Origin of the sequence: Aeromonas sp. RU39B, assembly GCF_900156095.1 — a bacterium.
Lineage (GTDB): Bacteria > Pseudomonadota > Gammaproteobacteria > Enterobacterales > Aeromonadaceae > Aeromonas.
The window spans coordinates 324,975-346,963 of sequence record NZ_FTMJ01000003.1 but is presented as its reverse complement, the minus strand read 5'-3'; the positions used below and the strand labels follow the sequence as shown (position 1 = coordinate 346,963).

Below are 21,989 nucleotides of genomic sequence, written 5' to 3'. Positions count from 1 at the left end.
ATGTTGACCAAACTGATGGGCTGGATTGATGACCGCTTTCCGCTCACCGCCATGTACAACGATCACATGGCCAAGTATCCGGCGCCGAAAAACCTTAACTTCTGGTATTTTTTTGGCTCACTGGCGATGTTGGTGCTGGTCAACCAGATCATTACCGGTATCTGGCTGACCATGAACTACAACCCCTCCGCCGAGGGCGCATTTGCTTCGGTGGAGTACATCATGCGAGACGTCGATTACGGCTGGTTGCTGCGCTATATGCACTCGACCGGCGCCTCGGCGTTCTTTATCGTGGTCTATCTGCATATGTTTCGCGGCATGATCTACGGTTCGTACCAAAAGCCGCGTGAGCTGTTGTGGATCTTCGGGATGCTGATCTTCCTGGTGCTGATGGCCGAAGCCTTTATGGGCTATCTGCTGCCGTGGGGCCAGATGTCGTTCTGGGGGGCGCAGGTCATCATCTCGCTGTTTGGTGCCATTCCGGTCATTGGTGACGACCTGACTCTGTGGATCCGCGGTGACTACGTCATCTCGGGGGCCACCCTTAACCGCTTCTTTGCCCTGCATGTGATAGCCCTGCCGCTGGTACTCGTGCTGCTGGTCGCGATGCACATTTTGGCGCTGCATGAGGTTGGCTCGAACAACCCGGACGGCATTGATATCAAGCAGCACAAGGATGAAAACGGCTGGCCGCTGGATGCGGTGGCATTCCATCCTTATTTCACCGTGAAGGACATGGTTGGGGTTGCCGGTTTCCTGTTCCTGTTCAGTCTGGTCATCTTCTTTAAACCCGACATGTTCGGTTACTTCCTCGAAAAACCGAACTTCGAAGTTGCCAATGGCCTGAAAACGCCACCACACATCGCGCCGGTGTGGTACTTCACCCCCTTCTACGCCATCTTGCGGGCAGTGCCGGACAAGTTACTGGGCGTCATCATGATGGGCTTGTCGATCGTGATCCTGTTCCTGCTGCCCTGGTTGGATCGCTGCAAAGTTCGCTCTGTTCGCTACCGCAGCTTGCTACATCGGCTCAACATTGCCCAATTCGTGGTCTGCTTTGTGGTGCTCGGGGTTTTGGGGGTACTGCCATCTACGCCGACCCTGACCATCATTGCCCAAATCTGTACCTTGGGTTACTTCGGTTTCTTCGTCCTGCTGTTTTTCTACAGCAAAAATGAGCGAACCAAGCCGCTGCCGGAGAGGGTGACATCAAAATGAAAAAAATGATCATTGCCATGCTCGCCCTGTTGCCCTCCCTGGTCATGGCGTCCGGTGACGCAGTTAAACTTGACAAGGCGGCCTACGATCTGACGGATAAAGCATCGCTGCAGCGCGGGCTGACCACCTTCATGAACTACTGTTTTGGCTGCCACAGCACCCAGTATCAACGCTATAACCGGGTGGCCGAGGATCTCGGCATTCCTGAGGATCTGATGAAGGAGAACATCATCTTCAATGGCGCCAAGATGGGCGACTTGATGAAAAATGCGGTCTCTGACAAGGAAGCTGCCAAGTGGTTTGGGGCTCCGCCACCGGATCTGACTCTGGTAGCGCGCGTACGCGGTGCCGACTGGCTTTATACCTATCTGCACTCGTTCTATGTGGACCCGTCGCGTCCGACCGGCGTCAACAACCTGCTATTTCCTTCCGTTGCCATGCCTCATGTGCTGGAGCCGCTGCAAGGGACTCCACGCCTGCATTACGCCACTGAAGTGGTCAATGGTGAGGAGGTAAAGGTGCCGCACAGCATAGTTTCTGACGGAAACGGTGAACTAAGTCCGGAAGAATATGACCAGACGGTGCTCGATCTGGTAAACTTCCTCGTCTATTCGGGTGAGCCCGTCCAGCTTGAGCGTGAACGCCTGGGCTTCTGGGTACTGGGGTTCATCGTGATCTTCTTCATCCTTACCGTACTGTTGAAGAAGGAATACTGGCGCGACGTTCACTAAGCGACCAGAAAAGGGTAAAATTGTGTACGGCAATGAAGCCCATCGCTTCATTGCCGTTTCTGCTTTTTAATGACTGGAGGGGTCAATGGCTGTAGCTGCCAATAAGCGTTCTGTGATGACGCTGTTTTCCGGTGCCAATGATATGTTCAGCCATCAGGTGCGCATCGTGCTGGCCGAAAAGGGCGTCAGTGTCGATATTTGCCAGGTTGATATGGATAATCTGCCGGAAGAGCTGGCCGAACTGAACCCGTACAACACTGTTCCGACCTTGGTGGATCGCGAGCTGGCGCTGTATACCTCGCGCATCATTATGGAATATCTGGACGAGCGCTTCCCCCATCCGCCGCTGATGCCGGTTTACCCGGTGGCGCGCGGTAACAGCCGTCTGATGATGCATCGCATCGAACTCGACTGGTACTCGCTGGCTGACAAGATCATGAGCGGTGTGGACGTTGAAGCTGCGCGTAACGAACTGCGTGATAACCTGCTGGCTATCGCGCCTATCTTCACCGAGATGCCCTATTTCATGAGCGAAGAGTTCGGTCTGGTGGATTGCTATATGGCACCGCTGCTGTGGCGTTTGCCGACCCTCGGTATCGACCTGACCGGTCGTGGTGCCAAGGAGCTCAAGGCTTACATGGTGCGCCTGTTCGAACGTGAATCCTTCCAGGCATCCCTCACTGAGGCCGAGCGCGAAATTCGTCTCGGTGCATAAGCATGGAAATGATGATGACGCCCAGCCGCCCTTATCTGCTGCGGGCGTTTTATGACTGGCTGCTGGACAATGACTTGACTCCTCATTTGGTGGTCAACGTCAATGTCCCGCATGTGATGGTCCCCATGCAGTATGTCCAGAACGGGCAGATTGTCCTCAATATCGCGCCACGCGCCGTGGGCGGTTATCAGATGGACAATGAAGCCATCAGCTTCAGCGCTCGTTTTGGCGGGGTGGCGCAGCAGGTGTATGTGCCGATGGCGGCCGTGGTTGCCATCCATGCCCGTGAAAATGGCGTGGGAACCGTGTTTCCTCCCGAGCCCGGCTATGAAGCCTGGCTTGAAAAGGATGATGATGAGGCTCCCGCCGAAGGTGACGGTCCACAGCCGCCGAGACCCGGTGGCCGTCCCAGCCTTAAGGTCATCAAGTAATTGACGCCAAAAGAAAACGCAGCCAATCGGCTGCGTTTTTTGTCTCTGTGACAGCTATTGTCAGTTCTGGGCAAATTCGAAGGCTTTAACTACCCGCTTCACACCGCTGACGCGGCGTGCGATTTCGACGGCCTTTTCACCTTCCTGACGAGTCACCAGACCAATCAGATAGACGACACCGTTCTCGGTGACCACCTTGACCTTACCGCTGTCGAAGTTCTTGGTCCCCAGCATGTCAGCCCGCACCTTGGAGGTGATCCAGGTGTCATTGCTGCGTACGCTGATATTGACCGGGCGACCGATCTGCAACTCGTTATAGACGTGGCGCACGCCCTGAATACGGCTGACGATGCGGCCTGCTTCCTGCTTGTAGGCGTCAGTCGGTGTCTGGCCAATCAGCAGCACGCGCCCATTATTGCTGTAGACGCTGATCTTGCTGGCATCGGCCATTTGCTTTTGGTCAGCGATCAGGTTCGCCGCTTTGAGCTCGATCGACTGATCGTCCCACTGGGCACCAAAGGTTCTGCGATCGCCAGCTACCTTGGCGGTGGTGGCAGCGCCGCCGGCAATCACTGCAGCACACCCCTGCAACAGCAGGGCGCTGGTCAAAAGAGCAATCAGAAGGCTAGTCTTCTTCATCGTTCAATCTTCCTGTTGCGGGAAAAGTGTCTGGTCGATGAGATCACAGAGACAGTGCAGGGTCAACAGGTGCACCTCAAGAATTCTCGGTGAACGAGCCGACGGCACGCGGATCTCCACATCATTCGGGCCGAGCAGACCGGCAATCTCGCCGCCGTCGCCGCCGCTGAGCACCACGATGGTCATGTCGCGCGACAGCGCCGCTTCAGCCGCTTTGATAAGGCTGCGGCTGTGACCGGAGGTGGTCACCGCCAGCAGAATATCCCCCGGTTGCCCGAGTGCGCGGATCTGCTTGGCATACACCTCTTCAAAGCCGGTATCGGTGGCAATGGCGCTGATGGTGGCCATGTCCGGGGTCAGTGCCAGCCCCGGCAGGGAAGGGCGCTCGGTCTCATAGCGGTTCATCAGTTCGGCAATGAACAGCTGGGCCAGCGCCGCAGAGGGTCCGTTGCCACAGGACAGCACCTTGTTACCGTTGAGCAGGCAGATGGTGATCATCTGAGCCGCAGTATGAATGGCGTCATGCAATCCTTCAGCGGCAGCGATCTTGGTCTGGATGCTTTCGGTGTAATTCTCTTTGATGCGGTCTGTCATCTTTTCCTCTTAAAACGCATTCTGGATCCACTCCGGCAGCTCCCCCTCAAACACCACAACATCGAAGCGACAGGCTTGCTGAGCCTCGTTCAATCCATGTTGTTGCAGGTAATGGCGGGCCGCCAGTTGCACTTTTTGTTGTTTGCTGCGGGTGATAGACGCAGCAGCGCCACCATGGCCGCGATCGGCTCGGTGGCGCACTTCAACAAATACCAAGGTCTGGTCGTGGCGCATGATAAGGTCAATTTCGCCGCCACGGCAGCGATAATTGCGCCAAAGAGGTTGCAGGCCTGCGGCCTGCAGCCTCTTTTCAGCGATCAGCTCAAAGTGCCTGCCCTTGCTGATCCGTGTTGTCCCCGCTTGCAGCAGGCTGCTCAGGCGTTGCTGCATCCGGTTGAGGAGTTGCTTCATTGCTGGTGCCGGTCTGGTTGCTGGTGTCGGTCGCCGGCGGCGGCAGAGAGCCGTCACGGACGATGCCGTTGTTATATACACCCCAGACAGGTTGCCGCAGGATGACACCGCTCGGGTCAACACTGATCTGACCAGTGAGACCGGACAGGGACAGGGAGGGCGATGCGCGCAACTGCTGCAGCTTGCTGGTCAGGGTAAAGGCATCATAGCCCATGGCGAACAGACGCAGGTTGTCACCTTGCAACTGCGGCCACAGCACCTGGACCTGCTGCAGAATATCGTCGTTGTGACCCAGTAGCAGCGGCATGTCAGAGATATGCAGCCCGTTGAGCTCCGGCAGCACTTCGCGGCTGGCACTGTCATAACCGCGCGCAGCGGTAAAGGTGGCAAGTCCCCCCTTGGCCTGACTGACGTTGAAGTCGATGTAGGGCTTGATGGAGCGGGTCTCGGTCGGGTTGCCGACGATGTAGGCGGCGTCGATACCGTTGAAGGTATTGTGCTGCTCAGCCTCATTGCTGGCCACCGGCTGGATCCGGCCTGCCGCAGCCTTGCCGCTCAGGGCGCTGCGCACCATGCCTTCAATCTCCTGACGACCGCCAAAGGTGGCGATGATGGCGCGGCCACCGCTCGCTTCCTGCCAGGCTTTGTCGAAGCTCTGCACGCTGGCATAGCCGATACGATCCTGCGCCGCCAGCACCAGTGGCTGACGATAGCCCTGCTCGTGCAGATAACGGGCGGCCTGAGCGGCATCGGACGCGGCAGAGAGCGAGAAGTAGTAGTACTTGTCGCCGGTGACCGGTTTGTCGATCTCGTTGAGGGCCAGTACCGGAATGGTCGGCTTGAGCGTCATCAGCTCTTGCACACGGTCTTTGAGCAGCGGGCCGATGATGATGTCGGCACCGTCTTTAAGCGCCTGGCTATACAGAGCGGGAATGGCATGCGCCTGGGTGTCGTAGAACTTCACCTTGAGCTGGCCGCCGCTCTGCTTGTAAGACATCAGGATCCCGTTTTGAATCGCCTGACCCTGCACGGCAAGGTTGCCCGACAGCGGCAGCATGACGGCGGCTTGCAGCGGAGTGGTCAACTCGACCTCCAGCAGCTTGTCTAGGCCCGCCGGCATGTCACCCAATGCCGGGTGTTTCGGGAAACTGCGTTTCCACAGATGCAGCTGACGCACCAGCTGATCGGGCTGGGCTCCGTATTGATTGACCAGCTCGGCCAGTTGCAACCAACCGGTGGTGACATCTGGCGGGGCTGCGTCCTGCAGTGACTGCAGGGTTGCCGGGGTCATGCCTTGCAACAGCACCCAGATCTGGCGGTGGTTCTCTTTGAGCGCCTCTTCTTGCAACAACGGATCGAGCGCAATCAGGCTCTTGGCTGCGCCAAAGCGATCCTTGTTGTCGAGCTGCAGGGCGGCGCGTTGCAGATACCAGTCTTTATCGGTATCGACATCCAGCTTGGTGGCCGGCTTTTTGCCAAGCAGCGCCAGTGCGCCCTTGGCATTACCCTTGGCGAGCACCACATGAGCTTCGAGCAACTGCAACTGGGCAAACTGTGCGGCGCTCTTGGCTTGCTTGCGCAGGGCCTTGAGCAGCTTGGCCGCTTCAGCCGGCTTGCCGGTAGCAAGATAGCTGCGCGCCGCCAGGATCTGCCAGGTAAAGGCGTCTTGCGGTTTCTGGTCGTCGACCTGATCCAGATACCAAGACGCCTCCTTGGTGACCCGGCTGAACGGCGACGGGACCCCTTTGGGCTCTTCACTGCCCGGGCCAGAGGCGCAGGCGGTGACCAGGATACCGGCAAGCAGGATGCCGGCGAGTCGTGTTACACTTAGCTGTTTTGTAAACCGGTTCAAGTTCATACCCCGACCCGTGTCTGAAAATTCCCCATAGTGTAAACGTGCCACTATGGCGACACAATTGTCGGGGCACGCGGAGACCCCATGAACGACATCCCCACTCTTTATATCGTTCCCACCCCGATCGGAAATCTGGCCGACATTACCCAGCGTGCCCTCGACACCCTGCGCCGGGTGGATCTGATTGCTGCCGAAGATACCCGCCATACCGGTATTTTGCTGGCGCATTACCAGATTTCAGTGCCGACCTTTGCCCTGCATGATCACAACGAGCAGCAGAAAGCCGAGGTGCTGATTGGCCGCATTCGGGAAGGAAAAAATATCGCATTAGTCTCCGACGCTGGTACGCCGCTCATCAGTGATCCCGGATATCACTTGGTCACCCGCTGTCGCGAAGCCGGGGTTAAAGTGGTGCCACTGCCTGGTCCGTGCGCCGCTATCACGGCGCTGTCAGCCGCCGGCCTGCCCACTGACCGCTTCGCCTTCGAGGGTTTTTTGCCCGCCAAAGCCAAGGGGCGGGATGACAAGCTGCAGGCGCTGGTCGACGAGCCGCGTACTCTGGTGTTCTATGAATCCCCACGCCGGGTGACCGACACCATTGAGGCGATCGCCCGGATTCTGGGCGAGCGTCAGGTGGTGCTGGCCCGAGAGCTGACCAAGACCTTTGAGAGCATCCATGGGTTGCCGGCTTCCGAGCTGCTGACCTGGCTCGCGGAAGATGACAATCGCGTCAAGGGCGAGATGGTGCTGGTGGTGGCGGGGGCGCGCAAAGAGAGTGACGATCTGCCTGCCGAGGCGATTCGTACCCTCGGTTTGCTGGTAGCCGAGTTGCCGCTGAAGAAGGCAGCTGCCCTGTGCGCCGAGATCCACGACGTGAAAAAGAACGCCCTTTACAAGTATGGGCTGGAACATTTCTAAGCCCTGCGGCCGATGTTGGTTTACCTGAGCGTAAAAGGAAGGCTATAATCCGCGCCCGGAGTTGGCCGGGCAATCGCTGCTTCGTCGTTGTGTCTTTCGGGACAGACGGGCGGAGGGGAGGAAAGTCCGGGCTTCATAGGGCAGGGTGCCAGGTAACGCCTGGGAGGCGCAAGCCTACGACCAGTGCAACAGAGAGCAGACCGCCGATGGCCCGCAAGGGATCAGGTAAGGGTGAAAGGGTGCGGTAAGAGCGCACCGCGCGACTGGCAACAGTTCGTGGCACGGTAAACTCCACCCGAAGCAAGACCAAATAGGCCCCCTTTGGCGCGGCCCGCGTTGGGGGCGGGTAGGTTGCTGGAGCCTGCGAGCGATTGCAGGCCTAGAGGAATGATTGCCACCGGGGCAACCCGGTACAGAACCCGGCTTACAGGCCGACTCCACCTATTATTGAGGCCCGACAGCGATGTCGGGCCTCAACTTTTTGTGTGTCAGTAACCCTTGTCGAAATCGATCTTGCCCTCCAGCGGCTGCCCCTCGATATAGCGGATGTAGTTACGCACGAAGATCTGTGCCACATCCTCGGGGAAGCTGTAAGCGCTGTTGTGTGGCGTGATTACGAGATTGGGCTGTGGCCACAGTGGACTCTCTGCCGCTAGCGGCTCCTGCTCGAATACATCGAGTACCGCATAGCCGAGCTTGCCGGTGCGCAGGGCCATCAGCAGCGCCTCGCTATCGACTGCCGAGCCGCGCCCGACGTTAAAGAAGATGGCGCTCGATTTCATCTGGCCAAAACGGGTGGCGTTGAACAAATGGCGGGTCTCCCGGGTGGAGGGGAGCACGCTTACAATCACGTCGGCCTGCGGCAGCAACCGATCCAGTGCCGGCAATTGATACACCTGCGAAAATCCCTCCCGCTCGCGGCCACTGCGGCTGACACCGAGCACCTTCATGCCAAAGTGCTGGCCGGTGCGGGCAATATGCTGACCGATGCTGCCGGTGCCGAGCACCAGCAAGGTCTTGCCGGCCAAACTCTCATAAGGACGGCTCTGCCACAGTTTCTGCCGCTGCTGCTCGCGGTAATTGGCAATCTGACGAGTCAGAGAGAGCAGATGGCCAAACACATATTCGCTCATCAAGGGGCCAAAGATGCCGCGCACATTGGTGAGTTGGTAATCGCGGCGCTGGCCGGGTTGCACCAGAATATCGACTCCGGCGTAGGTCGATTGCAGCCAGGTGAGCTTGCGGGCGTGTTCCAGCAGCGGTTGGGCTCGGGCCGGTTCAGCCAGCAGGATATGGGCCTCCCCAATCAGGCGGGCCGCCTCGTCCTGAGTGTCGGCGCGCAGAATACGAAGATGGGGCAGGTTGGCGGTTTTGATCAGCCGTTCATACTGGGCATTGTCCTGACTTAGCAGCAGCAGGGTGCGTTGGCTCATTATTGTTGGTCCTTGTTTGAGCGGTATCTCTTTTCATCTTACCGATTCCGAGAGGACAAGATAGCCGACCAGCCCTCCTTTTCATTTCGCCGATACCGGCTGCTTGCGATACAATTCGCGGCAATCGATTAAGAGGAGTCTCCCGTGTTCGGTGACAAGTTCTACAAGCGGCTCAACGAGCTGCAACCCTGGCAACAGACCGTCTTTGCCCTGGCCTTGGCCGAGCGCATGTATCCCAACTATGCCCTGTTCTCCCAAACATCCGGTTTTGGGAGTGCTCAGGCGTTTCGCCAGACCCTAGATCACATGTGGGAATACCTGACGGTCAAAGGCTCCCGCGTGAACTTGAGCTCTATCTTGGAAGCGTTTGAAGACGAGATTCCGGACCCGACCAAGTTTGAAAGCTACGGCGCTTATCCGGCACTGGATGCCTGTGTGGCGTTGGGCTGCGCCTACAACTCAGTGGTATGCCGGGTGGGCGAAGAGGCCGAAGAGTCGAGCTATGCCTCGGTGGGCTGCGTCGCTGGCTTTGTTGAGATGCTGGAAGACCGCGAGATGGATGACGAAGAGCTCTACGAACACGAGCTCTTTGAAGGAGAGCTGGAGTTTCAGGTTGAGTTACTGAAAAAGGTCGCCTTCGAGCGCGACAGTGACCGTATTCTGGCCATCAAACAGTTTGCTGCTCAAGGCGGGATCTCCAATATTGGTATCAGCCTTGAGGATTGATTGCCCTCTCTGCTTGCAAGGTTGACAGAAAGCTCCCGATGGGAGCTTTTTTATGACTGATCGTCGGTCAGCGGGTGCACACTGAGTACCGGCGCGGCGTCTATTGCATCAGCATTCATCATGGCCGAAATTCGCTGTAACGATGAGAGCAGTTGGGTTTGCTCCCACTGCGCTAGCCCTTTGAAGCGACGAATAAAGTGCTCCTGAAGTGGCGTCGGGGCGTCACGAAGCAGTGTCACTCCGGCTTCTGTCAGGCTCGCGAACACCTTGCGTTTGTCATCTTCGCTACGTATGCGACGCACTAATCCTTTGCTCTCCAAGCGGTCCATGATGGTTGTCGCTGTGGCCTGGCTCATATTGGTGTGATCCGCCAGTTGCCTCATCGACGTCTCTCCCAGTTCAGCCATTCCTTTGAGTAACAACAGTTGTGGCGCGGTCAGCCCGGCTTCTTTGATCAATCTTTTTGAATGCATATCGATGGCGCGGATTATTTGCCGTAACGCCACCAAAACCTCGTCATGTCTTTCCACAATGTTGTCTGACACCAAGCCGGAAGGGAGATAACTATTCTCCTGCTGGTGTGCTGTGGGGTCAATTCATAGAATTATAATGATTATTGCTCTAAGTACATTTGTGTTAAGGTGGTCCTCTTTTGCTGATTTTACAATCAGTTTTATAGGAGAAAACCATGCAAAACCAGGATATAAGAAGCCTTGTGGATGCGCTTAAAGTTGTCCGAATTCGTTATGAGCTTCCTGATACATCAGCGTTTATTCGTTATCAGCCGGTATATGAGGAAGACCCTAACAATCTGAAAGTACATCACTATGATGGCGAGCTACCTTTATCGTGCAGTCAAACAGGTGCTTTCAGCTTAAAGGAGTTGGTGAATGAACTTCGCTATGCGTATCTCCTCATTCACCTGTTTCCCAGTGACACGGCCATGCACTTCTACCTGTCGGGCCTCGATAATGGGCTGGCACAACTCGAGTTCATTGGTGGCAGTTACGACTTTAATCGCCTTTGGATCACCAGTGGAATTTCCAATGTTGGTGTTCCGATGGCGATCTTTCTGGGTAAACGGCCAGCTGTGAATGGACAACCTTCGGTCACGTTGGTCGACCACCGTGAGTTGGCTGCCGGTCAGCTTGTATATCGTGCTATTGGCGGGGCCGGTGACCATGTCGGCGAAGAGTTCTTTAATCAGCAGTAAGGAGGTCGGATGCGAGCAAAAACTGGTTTTTTTAAGGGGCTGAACCCGACCATGGCGTTGACGGCACTGACCATAATCACGCTCTTCCTGCTGCTGGGCATGTTTGACCCCGAGACCGCGGGCGTTTGGTTCACCGGGGCTAAGGACTCCATTATTGCAGGCTTCAAGTGGTACTACATTCTGGTGGTGGCGCTGTTTCTGTTTTTTGCTATCTATCTGATGTTCAGTCGCTTTGGCAGCATCAAGCTCGGAGATGACGATCAAGAGCCCGAGTTCGGCTATTTCTCATGGTTTGCCATGTTGTTCAGTGCCGGAATGGGCATTGGATTGGTGTTTTGGAGCATTGCTGAACCCATGTACCACTTACAATCCAACCCGTTTATCAAGGAAGGAATGACGCCAGAGGCCGCCCAAGTAGCAATGCGGCTTACCTTCTTTCACTGGGGGCTCCATCCTTGGGCTATCTATGTGATTGTCGGGTTATCCTTGGCGTTTTTTAGCTATCGACGCAAATTACCGTTAGCGATCCGCTCGGTGCTTTATCCCCTGCTTAAAGAGCGAATTTACGGCATCTGGGGCCATGCAGCAGATGTGCTGGCGGTGTTTGGAACCGTGTTCGGGGTTGCCACATCCCTGGGGCTTGGTGTGGCGCAGATGAATACTGGTTTAAACCAGATATTCGGGCTGGAAGTGTCTCAAGGTAACCAGCTGTGGTTAATCGGTATCATCAGTGTGATTGCCACGTTATCGGCTGTTTCGGGGGTGGGGCGCGGGGTCAAATTGCTCTCTGAGCTGAACGTCTGGCTGAGTGTTTTTATTTTGCTGCTGTTTTTGGCGCTGGGGCCGACCACCTATCTGCTCAATGGGTATGTGCAGAACATCGGTGATTATCTGCAAAACATTGTACGCCTGAGTTTTTGGACCAATACCGAAGCGAATGGAACCTCTCCCTGGCAATCGGCATGGACGGCATTTTACTGGGGGTGGTGGATTGCTTGGGCTCCATTTGTCGGCATGTTTATCGCACGCATCTCAAAGGGACGAACTATCCGCGAGTTTGTGCTCGGTGTTCTGTTAGTTCCCTCGTTGCTGGGGCTGTTGTGGCTCAATGTGTTTGGTGGAACAGCCATTCATTTTGAACTGTTTGGTCAAGGCGGAGTGGCTGCCGCGGTCAATGATGATGTCACGCTGGCGCTGTATAAAACCATTGAGATGATGGACTGGGGAGCCATTGGGCTGATCGCCAAGGGCGTGCTGACATTACTGATCTGCACCTATTTCATTACATCCAGTGATTCCGGGACGTTGGTTATTACGACACTGCTCTCGATCGGGGCTGAGGAGCCACCGGTATTGCACCGGGTTGTGTGGGGGCTAGGGCAGGGATTGGTTGCAGCCATCTTGTTAGTATCAGGTGGGTTGGCTGCTTTGCAGGCTGCCAGTATTATTGCCGCACTGCCATTCTCGGTGATTATGCTGGCGATGTGTTACTCCCTGATCTCAGGCCTGAAGCGAGAGAGTCAGCGACAGAGGGAATATCATCAGACTTTACGCCAACAGGGTGGCTTGCCGCATCTCAATCTGGTTGACCGTATTGGTCCGGCATAATGTTTGTGGGAAAAAAAGGGAACCATTCGGTTCCCTTTTTTTCTCTGATTACAACAACTGCTTGAGTCGGTAAAGAAGATCCAGCGCCTGACGCGGAGTCAGCTCGTCGGGCTTGATGGCCGATAGCTCTTCGACCACAGGGTGAGGCAGTGGCTCTGGCAGCGGACGCACTGTGCCCGCTTGTGGCGGCGTATGCGCGCCGCTTTCCAGCTCGGCCAGCTTGTGGCGCGCCTGATGGATGACCGGTTTTGGCACACCGGCCAGTGCGGCAACTTGCAGACCGTAAGAGCGGCTGGCGGCGCCTTCCTGTACGGCGTGCATAAACGCGATGGTATCGCCGTGTTCGACCGCATCGAGATGCACGTTGGCCAACCCTTGGAGCAGCTCCGGCAGGCGGGTCATCTCAAAGTAGTGGGTGGCAAACAGGGTATAGGCGCCAATTTTGCTCGCCAGCTGCTCGGCGCAGGCCCAGGCCAGCGACAGACCGTCGTAAGTGCTGGTGCCGCGGCCAATTTCATCCATCAGCACCAGACTCTGGGCCGTGGCGTTATTGAGGATGTTGGCGGTCTCGGTCATCTCCACCATAAAGGTCGAGCGGCCCGAGGCCAGATCGTCCGAGGCGCCAATCCGGGTGAAGATGCGATCGATGGGGCCAATCACCGCCTGTTCGGCCGGTACGAAAGCGCCGATATGGGCCAGCAGCACGATGAGGGCCGTCTGACGCATATAGGTCGATTTACCCCCCATGTTGGGGCCAGTGATGATTAGCATGCGCCGATTGCGATGCAGGGTGATGGGGTTGGCGATAAACGGGTCTGTCATCACCTGCTCTACCACCGGATGGCGACCGGCCTCAATCTCGATGTGATCGTCATTGACCAGCTCGGGGCAGCAGTAATTGAGGGTTTCGGCCCGCTCCGCCAGATTGGCCAGTACGTCGAGCTCTGACAGCGCGGCGGCGGACTCCTGCAACTCGGCCAGATGGGGCAGCAGCTGGTCGAGCAGCTCTTCATAGAGGCGCTTTTCCAGTGCCAGCGCCTGAGCCTGGGCCGTCAGCACCCGATCTTCGTACTTTTTCAGCTCGTCGATGATGTAGCGTTCGTTGTTTTTGAGCGTCTGACGGCGGATATAGTGGGCCGGTACCAGATGGCTGTTGGCGCGGCTCACCTCGATATAAAAACCGTGCACCTTGTTGTAACCCACCTTGAGGGTGCTGATACCGGTCAGTGCCTTTTCTCGCTCTTCAATACGAGCCAGACTGGCGGTCGCGCCGTTGGCGAGATCTCGCAGCTCGTCGAGCTCTTCGTGGTAGCCATCATTGATGACGCCGCCATCGCGGATCACCACCGGCGGGTTCTCCATCACGGCCCGCTTGAGCAGATCACGCAGCTCCGGGAAGGTGCTGGCCCGCTCGCTCAGTTGCTGCAGCGCTTCGTGCTGGTTGCCGGCTAAAAGCTGCTGAATATGCGGCAACTGGGTAAAGGCCTGACGCAGGCGGGTAAGATCGCGTGGGCGGGCCGAGCGCAGCGCCAGACGTGCCAGCACCCGCTCCACATCGCCGACCTGGCGCAGCAGTTCGGCCAGCTCGTCGTAGAGGTTTTGCTCGATCAGCTCGCGAATGGTGCTCTGGCGCCCTTTGAGGATCACCCGATCGCGGATCGGCTGATGCAACCAGCGCTTGAGCAGGCGGCTACCCATCGGCGTGGCAGTGCGATCCAGCACATCGGCCAGCGTGTTCTCGGTGCCGCCGGCCAGATTCTGGGTCAGCTCCAGATTGCGGCGGGTGGCGGCATCCATGATGACCGCATGATCTGGTTGCTCAAGGCGTACCCCACGGATGTGGGGCAGGGCGGTGCGCTGGGTATCCTTGACGTATTGCAGCAGGCAACCGGCTGCGCACAGTGCGGTGTCACTCTTGTCGACCCCAAAACCGACCAGATCCTGGGTGCCGAACTGTTGGCACAACAGCTTGCGGGCCGTGCCGAGCTCAAATTCCCACTCCGGGCGGCGGCGCAAGCCGCGGCGATTTTCAATATGCCGCAGGAATTCGAACGACTCCGGATAGAGCAGCTCCGCCGGATTGGTGCGCTGCAGCTCGGCCATCAGAGTCTCTTCCTTGGCGAACTGGTTGATAAAAAAGCGGCCGGAGCTGATATCGAGGGTGCCGTAACCAAACAGGCGGCCATCGTGATAGACGGCGGCAATCAGGTTGTCCTGGCGCTCGGTGAGCAATGCTTCATCCGAGACAGTACCTGGCGTGACGATGCGGATCACCTTGCGCTCAACCGGCCCCTTGCTGGTGGCCGGATCGCCGACCTGCTCGCAGATGGCAGCCGACTCGCCGAGCTGCACGAGCTTGGCCAGATAGCCCTCGATGGCGTGATAAGGCACACCCGCCATCGGAATGGGGCTACCGGCGGATTGGCCGCGTTTGGTCAGTGAGATATCCAGCAGCTGCGCCGCTTTGCGCGCATCGTCATAGAACAGCTCATAAAAATCGCCCATGCGATAAAACAGCAAGATATCGGGATTCTCCGCCTTGAGGCTGAGATATTGCTGCATCATGGGGGTGTGCTGGCTCAGTGCGACAGCCGGGGCACTGGGCATCAGTTCGAATTCGCTCATCGTCATGTCAAAACCAGAGGAGGCGTGGGCCAATGGCGGCTATTCTATGTTGCCTCGTCAGCGGTGGCGACCCTGATCCATAATGCGGGTGATAGCGAGCGTCTCTGGCCTGCAAGGAGAAGTGATGAACCTGGAAAACCGAATCTATGAATTGGCCAGTCAACTTGGCCGCGCCCTGGCTGATCGCGGCATGTGGATGGTGACCGCCGAATCTTGCACCGGTGGCGGCATTGCGTGTGCGGTCACCGAGATTGCCGGCAGTTCGGGCTGGTTTGATCGCAGCTTCGTGACTTATACCAACGAGGCCAAGCAAGAGATGCTGGGCGTCAGTAGCGCCAGTCTGACCAGCTATGGCGCGGTCAGTGAGGCGGTGGTGCTGGAGATGGCGCGCGGTGCCCTGGCGCGCTCCCATAGCGATATCGCCGTGGCGGTGAGCGGCATTGCCGGCCCGGGGGGCGGCAGTGAGTTCAAGCCGGTCGGCACCGTCTGGTTTGCCTGGGCCGAGAAAAGTGGCCGGGCCGAAGCGTTACTCGTGCGCTTTGATGGTGACCGCCATGCTGTGCGGCGTCAGGCTGTGGCACAAGCGCTGTCCGGTTTGCTGGCACTGGTCACGCAAAAGGGACTTGATACTGTATGAATAGACAGTATACTTACCACCACTTTCCCAATCATGACGATGTCCAGCGGAGATAGGCATGGATCAGAACAAGCAGAAGGCACTGGCGGCAGCGCTGGGCCAGATTGAAAAACAGTTTGGCAAGGGCTCCATCATGCGTCTGGGCGACTCCCAGACCATGGATATCGAAGCCGTCTCCACCGGTTCTCTTTCTCTGGATATCGCGCTCGGGATCGGTGGTCTGCCGTGTGGCCGGATCGTAGAGATTTACGGCCCGGAATCTTCCGGTAAAACCACCCTGACACTTCAGGTGATTGCCGAAGCGCAAAAGAAGGGCAAAACCTGCGCCTTCGTCGATGCCGAACACGCACTGGACCCGATCTATGCCGCCAAGCTGGGCGTCAACGTGGACGATCTGCTGGTCTCCCAGCCGGATACCGGTGAGCAGGCGCTCGAGATTTGCGACATGCTGGTGCGCTCCGGCGCGGTGGATGTCATCATCGTTGACTCGGTGGCCGCCCTGACGCCGAAGGCTGAAATTGAAGGCGAGATGGGTGACTCCCACGTGGGTCTGCAGGCTCGTCTGATGTCCCAGGCCCTGCGTAAGCTCACCGCCAACATCAAAAATGCCAACTGCCTGTGCATCTTCATCAACCAGATTCGTATGAAGATTGGCGTCATGTTCGGCAACCCCGAAACCACCACCGGTGGTAACGCGCTGAAGTTCTACGCCTCCGTGCGTCTGGATATTCGCCGTACCGGCGCCATCAAGGATGGTGAAGAGGTGGTAGGTAACGAAACTCGCGTCAAAGTGGTCAAGAACAAGGTAGCCCCGCCGTTCAAGCAGGCCGAGTTCCAGATCATGTACGGTGCCGGTATCTCCAAAGAGGGCGAACTGGTGGACTTGGGCGTTAAGCACAAGCTCATCGAAAAATCTGGTGCCTGGTATAGCTACAACGGCGAGAAGATCGGTCAGGGCAAGGCCAACGTCATGAAGCTGCTGGTCGAGAACAAGGCGATGGCCGAAGAGCTCGAAGCCAAGCTGCGTGAACTGCTGCTGAGCGATCAGCATAAGGCGACCGGCAGCGCGGCAACCAGCGCTGGTGACAGCGACGAAGAAGAAGCGTTCGACGAGCAGGAATTCTGATTAGAGCAGGCCGGGGAAACCCGGCCTGATTGTTTTTATGTCAGAAAACAGTGAAAAGACGCTCACCGATGCCCTTAACTTCGCCATGCGCAGTCTGGCCAGCAAAGAGAGCGGTGAGCGCGAGTTAGCGAGCAGACTTTCACGCAGCGGCTTTGACGAGGCTCTCTGTGCCGAGGTGGTGGCCCGCTGCAAGGCCAGCGGCTGGGTGGATGACACCCGTTATGCCGCCATGCTGGTGCGAAGCCTCTCGCGCCGCCATTACGGGCCACAGAAGGTTCGTTTTGAGCTGCGGCGCAAAGGGCTGTCCGATAGCGATATTACGGCGGCGCTGACCTGCGAGGAGCCTGACTGGTTTGAGCTGGCGGCCGACTGGCTGGCGCGCAAAAGTAAGTTATCCGAGCTCACTGATGCCAAAGGCCGCGCCAAGTTGCTGCGCAGCCTGCTAGGGCGGGGATTTACCCAGGAGCAGGCTCGTTATGCCTTGGCGCAGTGCCTGAGCCGCGACACCGACGCATAGCAAACTTCACAGCCCCTGACGCATCCTGCGGCCAGGGGCTGTTTTTTCACCGTCACAGGGCTGGTCAGTTTTACTTTACGAGGCAGAAAACTTACATTATTGCGGTCAAAAGTCCGTTTACGTATCTATCAGGATTTTCCATGTATATGTCCACGTCTGAGATTCGCAGCGCGTTTCTCGAGTATTTCCGCACCCAGGGACACCAGGTGGTGACATCCAGCTCCCTGGTTCCTCACAACGACCCGACCCTGCTGTTTACCAACGCGGGGATGAACCAGTTCAAGGATGTTTTCCTCGGTGGCGACAAGCGTGCCTACAGCCGCGCCACCACCTCGCAACGTTGTGTCCGTGCGGGTGGCAAGCATAATGACCTGGAAAACGTGGGCTACACCGCCCGCCACCACACCTTCTTTGAAATGCTCGGTAACTTCAGCTTCGGTGACTATTTCAAGCACGATGCTATCAAGTTCGCCTGGTGTTTCCTGACCGAGGTGCTGCAGCTGCCGAAAGAGCGTCTGCTGGTGACCGTTTACGCCACCGACGACGAGGCACATGACATTTGGGCCAAGGAAGTGGGTGTGCCGACCGATCGCATTGTGCGCATCGGTGACAACAAGGGTGCGCCGTATGCATCCGATAACTTCTGGGCCATGGGTGATACCGGCCCGTGCGGTCCCTGCACCGAGATTTTCTATGACCACGGCGACCACATCTGGGGAGGCCCCCCCGGCTCACCGGAAGAGGACGGTGACCGCTTTATCGAGATCTGGAACGTGGTCTTCATGCAGTTCAACCGTCAGGCTGATGGCACCATGCAACCGCTGCCGCGTCCGTCGGTAGATACCGGCATGGGTCTGGAGCGTATCTCTGCCATCATGCAGGGCGTCCACTCCAACTACGAAATCGACATCTTCCAGGCTCTCATTAAGAAGGCTGCCGACGTAGTTGGCACCACTGATCTGGGCAACCAGTCCCTGCGCGTGATCGCCGACCATATCCGTTCCTGCGCCTTCCTGATTGCTGATGGCGTGCTGCCGTCCAACGAAGGCCGTGGCTATGTGCTGCGCCGCATCATTCGTCGTGCCGTCCGTCATGGTCGCAAATTGGGCGCCACCGACGTCTTCTTCTTCAAGCTGGTGGGCGAACTGGCCACCCAGATGAAGGATGTGGCTGAAGAGTTGCAGGCTCAGCAAGAGATGGTCGAGCGCGTGCTGCGCGTCGAAGAAGAGCAGTTTGTGCGTACCCTCGACCGTGGTCTGCTGCTGCTCGAAGAGGCGCTGGCCGAGCTGGGTGATGCCAAAGAGATCCCCGGTGACGTGGTCTTCAAACTCTATGACACCTATGGTTTCCCGGCTGATCTGACCGCTGATGTGGTGCGCGAGCGCAACATCGGTATCGACGAAGCCGGTTTCCAGGCTGAAATGAATAAGCAGCGCGCCCGCGCCAAGGAAGCCTCCAGCTTCGGCGTGAACTACAACGACATGCTGAAACTCGATGTCGAAACCAGCTTCACTGGCTACAAGAGTCTGGTTGAGCAGAGCCGTATCGTGGGTATCTATCAAGGTACTGACGAAGTGGCGAGCCTGGCGACCGGCGATGAAGCGGTGCTGGTGCTGGAGCAGACGCCTTTCTACGCCGAATCAGGCGGTCAGGTGGGCGATACCGGTGTGATTCGCACCGATAGCGGCCTGTTTGCCGTGACCGACACCCGCAAGGCGGGCAAGGCGGTCATTCACAAGGGCTACATGGAGCAGGGTTCACTGCAATCCGGTGCTGCCGTGACCGCGGAAGTGGATGCGGCTCGTCGCCAATCCATCGCGCTGAACCACTCCGTCACCCACCTGCTGCATGCTGCACTGCGTCAAGCGCTGGGTGATCACGTGGCTCAGAAGGGCTCGTTGGTCGGCGCTGAGCGCATGCGCTTTGACTTCTCCCACTTCGAAGGCCTGACCATGGCCACCCTGCGTCGCATCGAAGAGCTGGTCAATGCCCAGATCCGCGCCAACCATGAAGTGGCGACCCGTCTGATGGATCTCGACTCGGCCAAGGCTTCCGGTGCCATGGCGCTGTTTGGCGAGAAGTACGATGACGAAGTGCGCGTGGTGACCATGGGTGACTACTCCACCGAGTTGTGTGGTGGTACTCACGCTGGCCGCACCGGCGACATCGGTGTGTTCAAGATTGTCTCCGAAGGTGGTATCGCGGCCGGTGTGCGCCGTATTGAAGCGGTGACCGGCAAGGGCGCTATCGACTTCATGCATCAGCTCGACGAGCAGATCGAAGAGACTGCCGCACTGGTCAAGGGTGATCACTTCTCCCTGGCCGAGAAGGTACGTCAGGTGATCGACAAGTCCAAGAGCCTGGAGCGCGAGCTGGAGCAGCTCAAGGCCAAGCTGGCGGCACAAGCCGGTACTGACCTGCTCGGCAAAGTTATCGACATCAATGGCCAGAAGGCGCTGATTGCCACGCTGGAAGGGGTTGAAGCCAAATCGCTGCGCACCACCATGGATGAGCTGAAGAACCAGCTGCACTCCGCCGTGATCCTGCTGGCTACTGTCGCTGACGGCAAGGTTAACCTGATCGCCGGTGTTACCCAGGACCTGACCGGTAAGGTCAAGGCGGGTGAGCTGGTTAATCTGGTTGCCCAGCAAGTCGGTGGCAAGGGCGGTGGCCGTCCTGATATGGCCCAGGCAGGTGGTACCGAACCGGCAGCCCTGCCGGCGGCCCTCACGGCTGCTCAGGCCTGGTTGAGCGAGCGTCTGTAAGCGCGGGTGAGCTGTGGCTGTTTATGTACAGAAATACGGTGGCACCTCGGTAGGCTCTCTGGAGCGTATCGAGGCTGTCGCTGAGCGGGTCCAACGGACCCGCGCACAAGGCCATGATGTGGTCGTGGTGGTCTCGGCCATGTCCGGCGAGACCAACCGTCTACTGGGGATGGCCAAGCAACTGGATCCGGATGCCGGCCACCGTGAGGTGGACGTGCTGATTTCGACCGGCGAGCAGGTGACCATTGCCCTGTTGGCGATTGCGCTAAACCGGCGCGGTTGCCCCGCTGTCTCGATGACCGGGGATCAGGTGCGTATTCATACCGATTCGGCCTATGGCAAGGCTCGCATCAGCCATATCGACACTGAGCCGGTACGCGCGCAGCTCGCTGCCGGTAAGGTGGTGGTGATTGCCGGCTTCCAGGGGCGTGATGAGCATAACGCCATCACGACGCTGGGACGCGGTGGCTCAGATACCACGGCGGTCGCTGTGGCGGCTGCGATCGGTGCCGATGAGTGCCAAATTTTCACCGATGTGGACGGTGTTTATACCACCGACCCACGGGTGGAGCCCAAGGCCCGTCGCCTCTCGACCATCACCTTCGAAGAGATGCTGGAGATGGCGAGCCTCGGCGCCAAGGTGCTGCAGATCCGTTCGGTGGAGTTTGCCGGTAAATATCGGGTACCGCTTCGCGTACTCTCGAGCTTTACTGAAGGGGAAGGAACCCTCATCACATATGGAGGTGAACGGATGGAAGCACCCTTGGTATCCGGGATAGCCTTCAACCGCAACGAGGCCAGCCTCACTATACTTGGTGTGCCGGATCGCCCCACCGTGGCAGCCCAGATCCTGAACCCCATCAGCGACGCCAATATCGACGTCGATATGATTGTTCAGAATTCATTGGGGGATGGTACGGCAGATTTTACCTTCACGGTAAATCGTGACGACTTCCGTCGGGCTCGGGTTCTGCTCGAGAACACGGCTTCCGAGCTGGGGGCGGCCTGTGTGCAGGGCAATGAAGCGATTGCCAAGGTCTCTATCGTCGGGGTCGGCATGTGGAATCATCCGGGCGTCGCGCGAACCATGTTCCGGGTGCTCGGTGAGCAGGGGATCAACATGCAGCAGATCTCTACCTCCGAGATCAAGATTTCGGTCGTGATTGACGAGCGTTGGCTTGAGCCGGCGGTGCGCTCGCTGCATGAGGCGTTTGCCCTTGACCAGCCGCCGCAGGAGCAGGCTTGGACGCAACCCCGCTTGGGTTAGTTTCAGCCACTTACTATTTACAGTGGTTTGTTGGATAATGGCTGTAACAACTGACTAAAAAATAACAGGATACAGGAGCAAGCGAATGCTGATTTTGACCCGTCGTGTAGGGGAAACCCTGATGATCGGTGATGAAGTGACTGTCACCGTTCTGGGTGTGAAAGGAAACCAGGTGCGCATTGGCGTCAACGCGCCGAAGGAAGTCTCCGTTCACCGCGAAGAGATCTACATGCGCATTCAAGCCGAAAAAGAGCCGGGTCAACCGGGCTACTAAGCGGCAATCAAAGGCGACCCACAGCGGTCGCCTTTTGTTTTCCAGCTTTGCGCTTATCCCGCGTAAATCAAGGGCTGGGACGAAAATAGCCTGAAATTTCCACGCTTTGGCCATTTGCTGACCGAACGCACTCTTTTCGGGAAAAAGTGTTTGACTAATCTGCCCCGTAAAGTAATATCTGGCCCCGCGACGGTGAGGTGGCCGAGAGGCTGAAGGCGCTCCCCTGCTAAGGGAGTATGCGGCTTATACCCGCATCGAGGGTTCGAATCCCTCCTTCACCGCCATT

Annotated in this window: 20 protein-coding genes, 1 tRNA gene, 1 other RNA gene and 1 pseudogene; 16 read left to right on the top strand and 7 right to left on the bottom strand. The window is 57.7% G+C overall.

The features are described 5' to 3' along the window. The 4 genes from BW958_RS06975 to BW958_RS06960 all read left to right on the top strand — a co-directional run bounded on the left by BW958_RS06975 (position 1) and on the right by BW958_RS06960 (position 3,095). Entirely contained in the window at positions 1–1,218 is a 1,218-nt protein-coding gene (locus tag BW958_RS06975; protein ID WP_076575001.1) for a cytochrome b, read from the top strand. Next, positions 1,215–1,949, top strand: coding sequence for a cytochrome c1 (locus tag BW958_RS06970; protein WP_076575000.1), 735 nt, complete (start codon positions 1,215–1,217; stop codon positions 1,947–1,949). The genes BW958_RS06975 and BW958_RS06970 overlap by 4 nt, the downstream gene beginning before the upstream one ends. An 85-nt stretch (positions 1,950–2,034) precedes the next feature. Further along, a complete protein-coding gene (gene sspA / locus BW958_RS06965) occupies positions 2,035–2,664 on the top strand; it encodes a stringent starvation protein SspA (protein WP_076574999.1) in 630 nt (209 codons plus the stop codon). 14 nt (positions 2,665–2,678) lie between these two features. Further along, on the top strand, positions 2,679–3,095 hold the full coding sequence (locus tag BW958_RS06960; RefSeq protein WP_179078829.1) for a ClpXP protease specificity-enhancing factor: 417 nt from the start codon (positions 2,679–2,681) through the stop codon (positions 3,093–3,095). A 60-nt stretch (positions 3,096–3,155) separates the two neighbouring features. Here the strand turns inward: BW958_RS06960 and dolP are convergent, their stop codons facing one another. Genes dolP through BW958_RS06940 form a run of 4 tightly spaced genes read right to left on the bottom strand, consistent with a single transcriptional unit; the run spans position 3,156 to position 6,597 of the window. Further along, positions 3,156–3,734: a division/outer membrane stress-associated lipid-binding lipoprotein gene (dolP, locus tag BW958_RS06955; RefSeq protein WP_076574997.1), complete on the bottom strand. Its 579-nt coding sequence runs from the start codon at positions 3,732–3,734 to the stop codon at positions 3,156–3,158. Positions 3,735–3,737: 3 nt separating this feature from the next. Beyond that, entirely contained in the window at positions 3,738–4,328 is a 591-nt protein-coding gene (locus tag BW958_RS06950) for a D-sedoheptulose-7-phosphate isomerase (RefSeq protein ID WP_076574996.1), read from the bottom strand. A 9-nt stretch (positions 4,329–4,337) separates the two neighbouring features. Continuing rightward, entirely contained in the window at positions 4,338–4,718 is a 381-nt protein-coding gene (locus BW958_RS06945) for a YraN family protein (protein ID WP_076574995.1), read from the bottom strand. Next, the gene (locus tag BW958_RS06940) at positions 4,651–6,597 is read right to left on the bottom strand and encodes a penicillin-binding protein activator (RefSeq protein WP_083687260.1); all 1,947 of its coding nucleotides are present in this window, start codon (positions 6,595–6,597) and stop codon (positions 4,651–4,653) included. The genes BW958_RS06945 and BW958_RS06940 overlap by 68 nt, the downstream gene beginning before the upstream one ends. Before the next feature lie 81 nt (positions 6,598–6,678). Between BW958_RS06940 and rsmI the strand changes: the two genes are divergently transcribed. Next, positions 6,679–7,512 (top strand): 16S rRNA (cytidine(1402)-2'-O)-methyltransferase, encoded by an 834-nt coding sequence (gene rsmI, locus BW958_RS06935; protein WP_076574994.1) that lies wholly within the window; start codon positions 6,679–6,681, stop codon positions 7,510–7,512. A 57-nt stretch (positions 7,513–7,569) separates the two neighbouring features. Then, positions 7,570–7,955, top strand: an RNA gene (gene rnpB / locus BW958_RS06930) — RNase P RNA component class A. A 45-nt stretch (positions 7,956–8,000) separates the two neighbouring features. Here the strand turns inward: rnpB and BW958_RS06925 are convergent. Beyond that, the gene (locus BW958_RS06925; protein WP_076574993.1) at positions 8,001–8,945 is read right to left on the bottom strand and encodes a D-2-hydroxyacid dehydrogenase; all 945 of its coding nucleotides are present in this window, start codon (positions 8,943–8,945) and stop codon (positions 8,001–8,003) included. Between the two features lie 144 nt (positions 8,946–9,089). Between BW958_RS06925 and BW958_RS06920 the strand changes: the two genes are divergently transcribed. Beyond that, positions 9,090–9,671 carry a YjaG family protein gene (locus BW958_RS06920; RefSeq protein WP_076574992.1) on the top strand — a complete coding sequence of 194 codons (582 nt, stop codon included), beginning with the start codon at positions 9,090–9,092 and terminating at the stop codon, positions 9,669–9,671. 50 nt (positions 9,672–9,721) lie between these two features. Here BW958_RS06920 and BW958_RS06915 read toward each other — a convergent pair whose 3' ends face one another. After that, a complete protein-coding gene (locus tag BW958_RS06915; RefSeq protein ID WP_076575096.1) occupies positions 9,722–10,201 on the bottom strand; it encodes a MarR family winged helix-turn-helix transcriptional regulator in 480 nt (159 codons plus the stop codon). Positions 10,202–10,359: 158 nt separating this feature from the next. On the opposite strand from BW958_RS06915, the gene BW958_RS06910 reads away from it, so the two are divergent. Next, complete coding sequence (locus BW958_RS06910) at positions 10,360–10,884, top strand: hypothetical protein (protein ID WP_076574991.1); 525 nt, start codon at positions 10,360–10,362, stop codon at positions 10,882–10,884. Between the two features lie 9 nt (positions 10,885–10,893). Then, a complete protein-coding gene (locus tag BW958_RS06905; RefSeq protein ID WP_076574990.1) occupies positions 10,894–12,492 on the top strand; it encodes a BCCT family transporter in 1,599 nt (532 codons plus the stop codon). 48 nt (positions 12,493–12,540) lie between these two features. On the opposite strand, the gene mutS is transcribed toward BW958_RS06905, so the two are convergent. Beyond that, positions 12,541–15,117: a DNA mismatch repair protein MutS gene (gene mutS, locus BW958_RS06900; RefSeq protein ID WP_143233035.1), complete on the bottom strand. Its 2,577-nt coding sequence runs from the start codon at positions 15,115–15,117 to the stop codon at positions 12,541–12,543. 124 nt (positions 15,118–15,241) lie between these two features. Between mutS and pncC the strand changes: the two genes are divergently transcribed. The 7 genes and pseudogenes from pncC (at position 15,242) to BW958_RS06865 (ending at position 21,987) form a co-directional block, all read left to right on the top strand. Continuing rightward, positions 15,242–15,754, top strand: a complete 513-nt coding sequence (pncC, locus tag BW958_RS06895; protein WP_076574989.1) for a nicotinamide-nucleotide amidase — start codon at positions 15,242–15,244, stop codon at positions 15,752–15,754. A gap of 58 nt (positions 15,755–15,812) precedes the next feature. Further along, on the top strand, positions 15,813–16,880 hold the full coding sequence (recA, locus tag BW958_RS06890) for a recombinase RecA (protein WP_076574988.1): 1,068 nt from the start codon (positions 15,813–15,815) through the stop codon (positions 16,878–16,880). Between the two features lie 37 nt (positions 16,881–16,917). Next, positions 16,918–17,397: a regulatory protein RecX gene (locus tag BW958_RS06885; RefSeq protein WP_076574987.1), complete on the top strand. Its 480-nt coding sequence runs from the start codon at positions 16,918–16,920 to the stop codon at positions 17,395–17,397. Between the two features lie 140 nt (positions 17,398–17,537). Further along, on the top strand, positions 17,538–20,162 hold the full coding sequence (alaS, locus tag BW958_RS06880) for an alanine--tRNA ligase (RefSeq protein WP_076574986.1): 2,625 nt from the start codon (positions 17,538–17,540) through the stop codon (positions 20,160–20,162). Positions 20,163–20,175: 13 nt separating this feature from the next. Beyond that, positions 20,176–21,418, top strand: a pseudogene (locus tag BW958_RS06875) (aspartate kinase); the annotation flags it as partial. Positions 21,419–21,514: 96 nt separating this feature from the next. Beyond that, positions 21,515–21,703 carry a carbon storage regulator CsrA gene (gene csrA / locus BW958_RS06870; protein WP_076574984.1) on the top strand — a complete coding sequence of 63 codons (189 nt, stop codon included), beginning with the start codon at positions 21,515–21,517 and terminating at the stop codon, positions 21,701–21,703. A gap of 191 nt (positions 21,704–21,894) precedes the next feature. After that, a tRNA-Ser gene (locus BW958_RS06865) sits at positions 21,895–21,987 on the top strand. The last annotated feature ends 2 nt before the right edge of the window (positions 21,988–21,989 follow it).

Coding starts and splice junctions, on each gene's coding strand:
- BW958_RS06975 (WP_076575001.1), top strand. CDS start 1: ATGTTGACCAAACTGATGGGCTGGATTGATGACCGCTTTCCGCTCACC.
- BW958_RS06970 (WP_076575000.1), top strand. CDS start 1,215: ATGAAAAAAATGATCATTGCCATGCTCGCCCTGTTGCCCTCCCTGGTC.
- sspA (WP_076574999.1), top strand. CDS start 2,035: ATGGCTGTAGCTGCCAATAAGCGTTCTGTGATGACGCTGTTTTCCGGT.
- BW958_RS06960 (WP_179078829.1), top strand. CDS start 2,679: ATGACGCCCAGCCGCCCTTATCTGCTGCGGGCGTTTTATGACTGGCTG.
- dolP (WP_076574997.1), bottom strand. CDS start 3,734: ATGAAGAAGACTAGCCTTCTGATTGCTCTTTTGACCAGCGCCCTGCTG.
- BW958_RS06950 (WP_076574996.1), bottom strand. CDS start 4,328: ATGACAGACCGCATCAAAGAGAATTACACCGAAAGCATCCAGACCAAG.
- BW958_RS06945 (WP_076574995.1), bottom strand. CDS start 4,718: ATGCAGCAACGCCTGAGCAGCCTGCTGCAAGCGGGGACAACACGGATC.
- BW958_RS06940 (WP_083687260.1), bottom strand. CDS start 6,597: ATGAACTTGAACCGGTTTACAAAACAGCTAAGTGTAACACGACTCGCC.
- rsmI (WP_076574994.1), top strand. CDS start 6,679: ATGAACGACATCCCCACTCTTTATATCGTTCCCACCCCGATCGGAAAT.
- BW958_RS06925 (WP_076574993.1), bottom strand. CDS start 8,945: ATGAGCCAACGCACCCTGCTGCTGCTAAGTCAGGACAATGCCCAGTAT.
- BW958_RS06910 (WP_076574991.1), top strand. CDS start 10,360: ATGCAAAACCAGGATATAAGAAGCCTTGTGGATGCGCTTAAAGTTGTC.
- BW958_RS06905 (WP_076574990.1), top strand. CDS start 10,894: ATGCGAGCAAAAACTGGTTTTTTTAAGGGGCTGAACCCGACCATGGCG.
- mutS (WP_143233035.1), bottom strand. CDS start 15,117: ATGAGCGAATTCGAACTGATGCCCAGTGCCCCGGCTGTCGCACTGAGC.
- pncC (WP_076574989.1), top strand. CDS start 15,242: ATGAACCTGGAAAACCGAATCTATGAATTGGCCAGTCAACTTGGCCGC.
- recA (WP_076574988.1), top strand. CDS start 15,813: ATGGATCAGAACAAGCAGAAGGCACTGGCGGCAGCGCTGGGCCAGATT.
- BW958_RS06885 (WP_076574987.1), top strand. CDS start 16,918: ATGTCAGAAAACAGTGAAAAGACGCTCACCGATGCCCTTAACTTCGCC.
- alaS (WP_076574986.1), top strand. CDS start 17,538: ATGTATATGTCCACGTCTGAGATTCGCAGCGCGTTTCTCGAGTATTTC.
- csrA (WP_076574984.1), top strand. CDS start 21,515: ATGCTGATTTTGACCCGTCGTGTAGGGGAAACCCTGATGATCGGTGAT.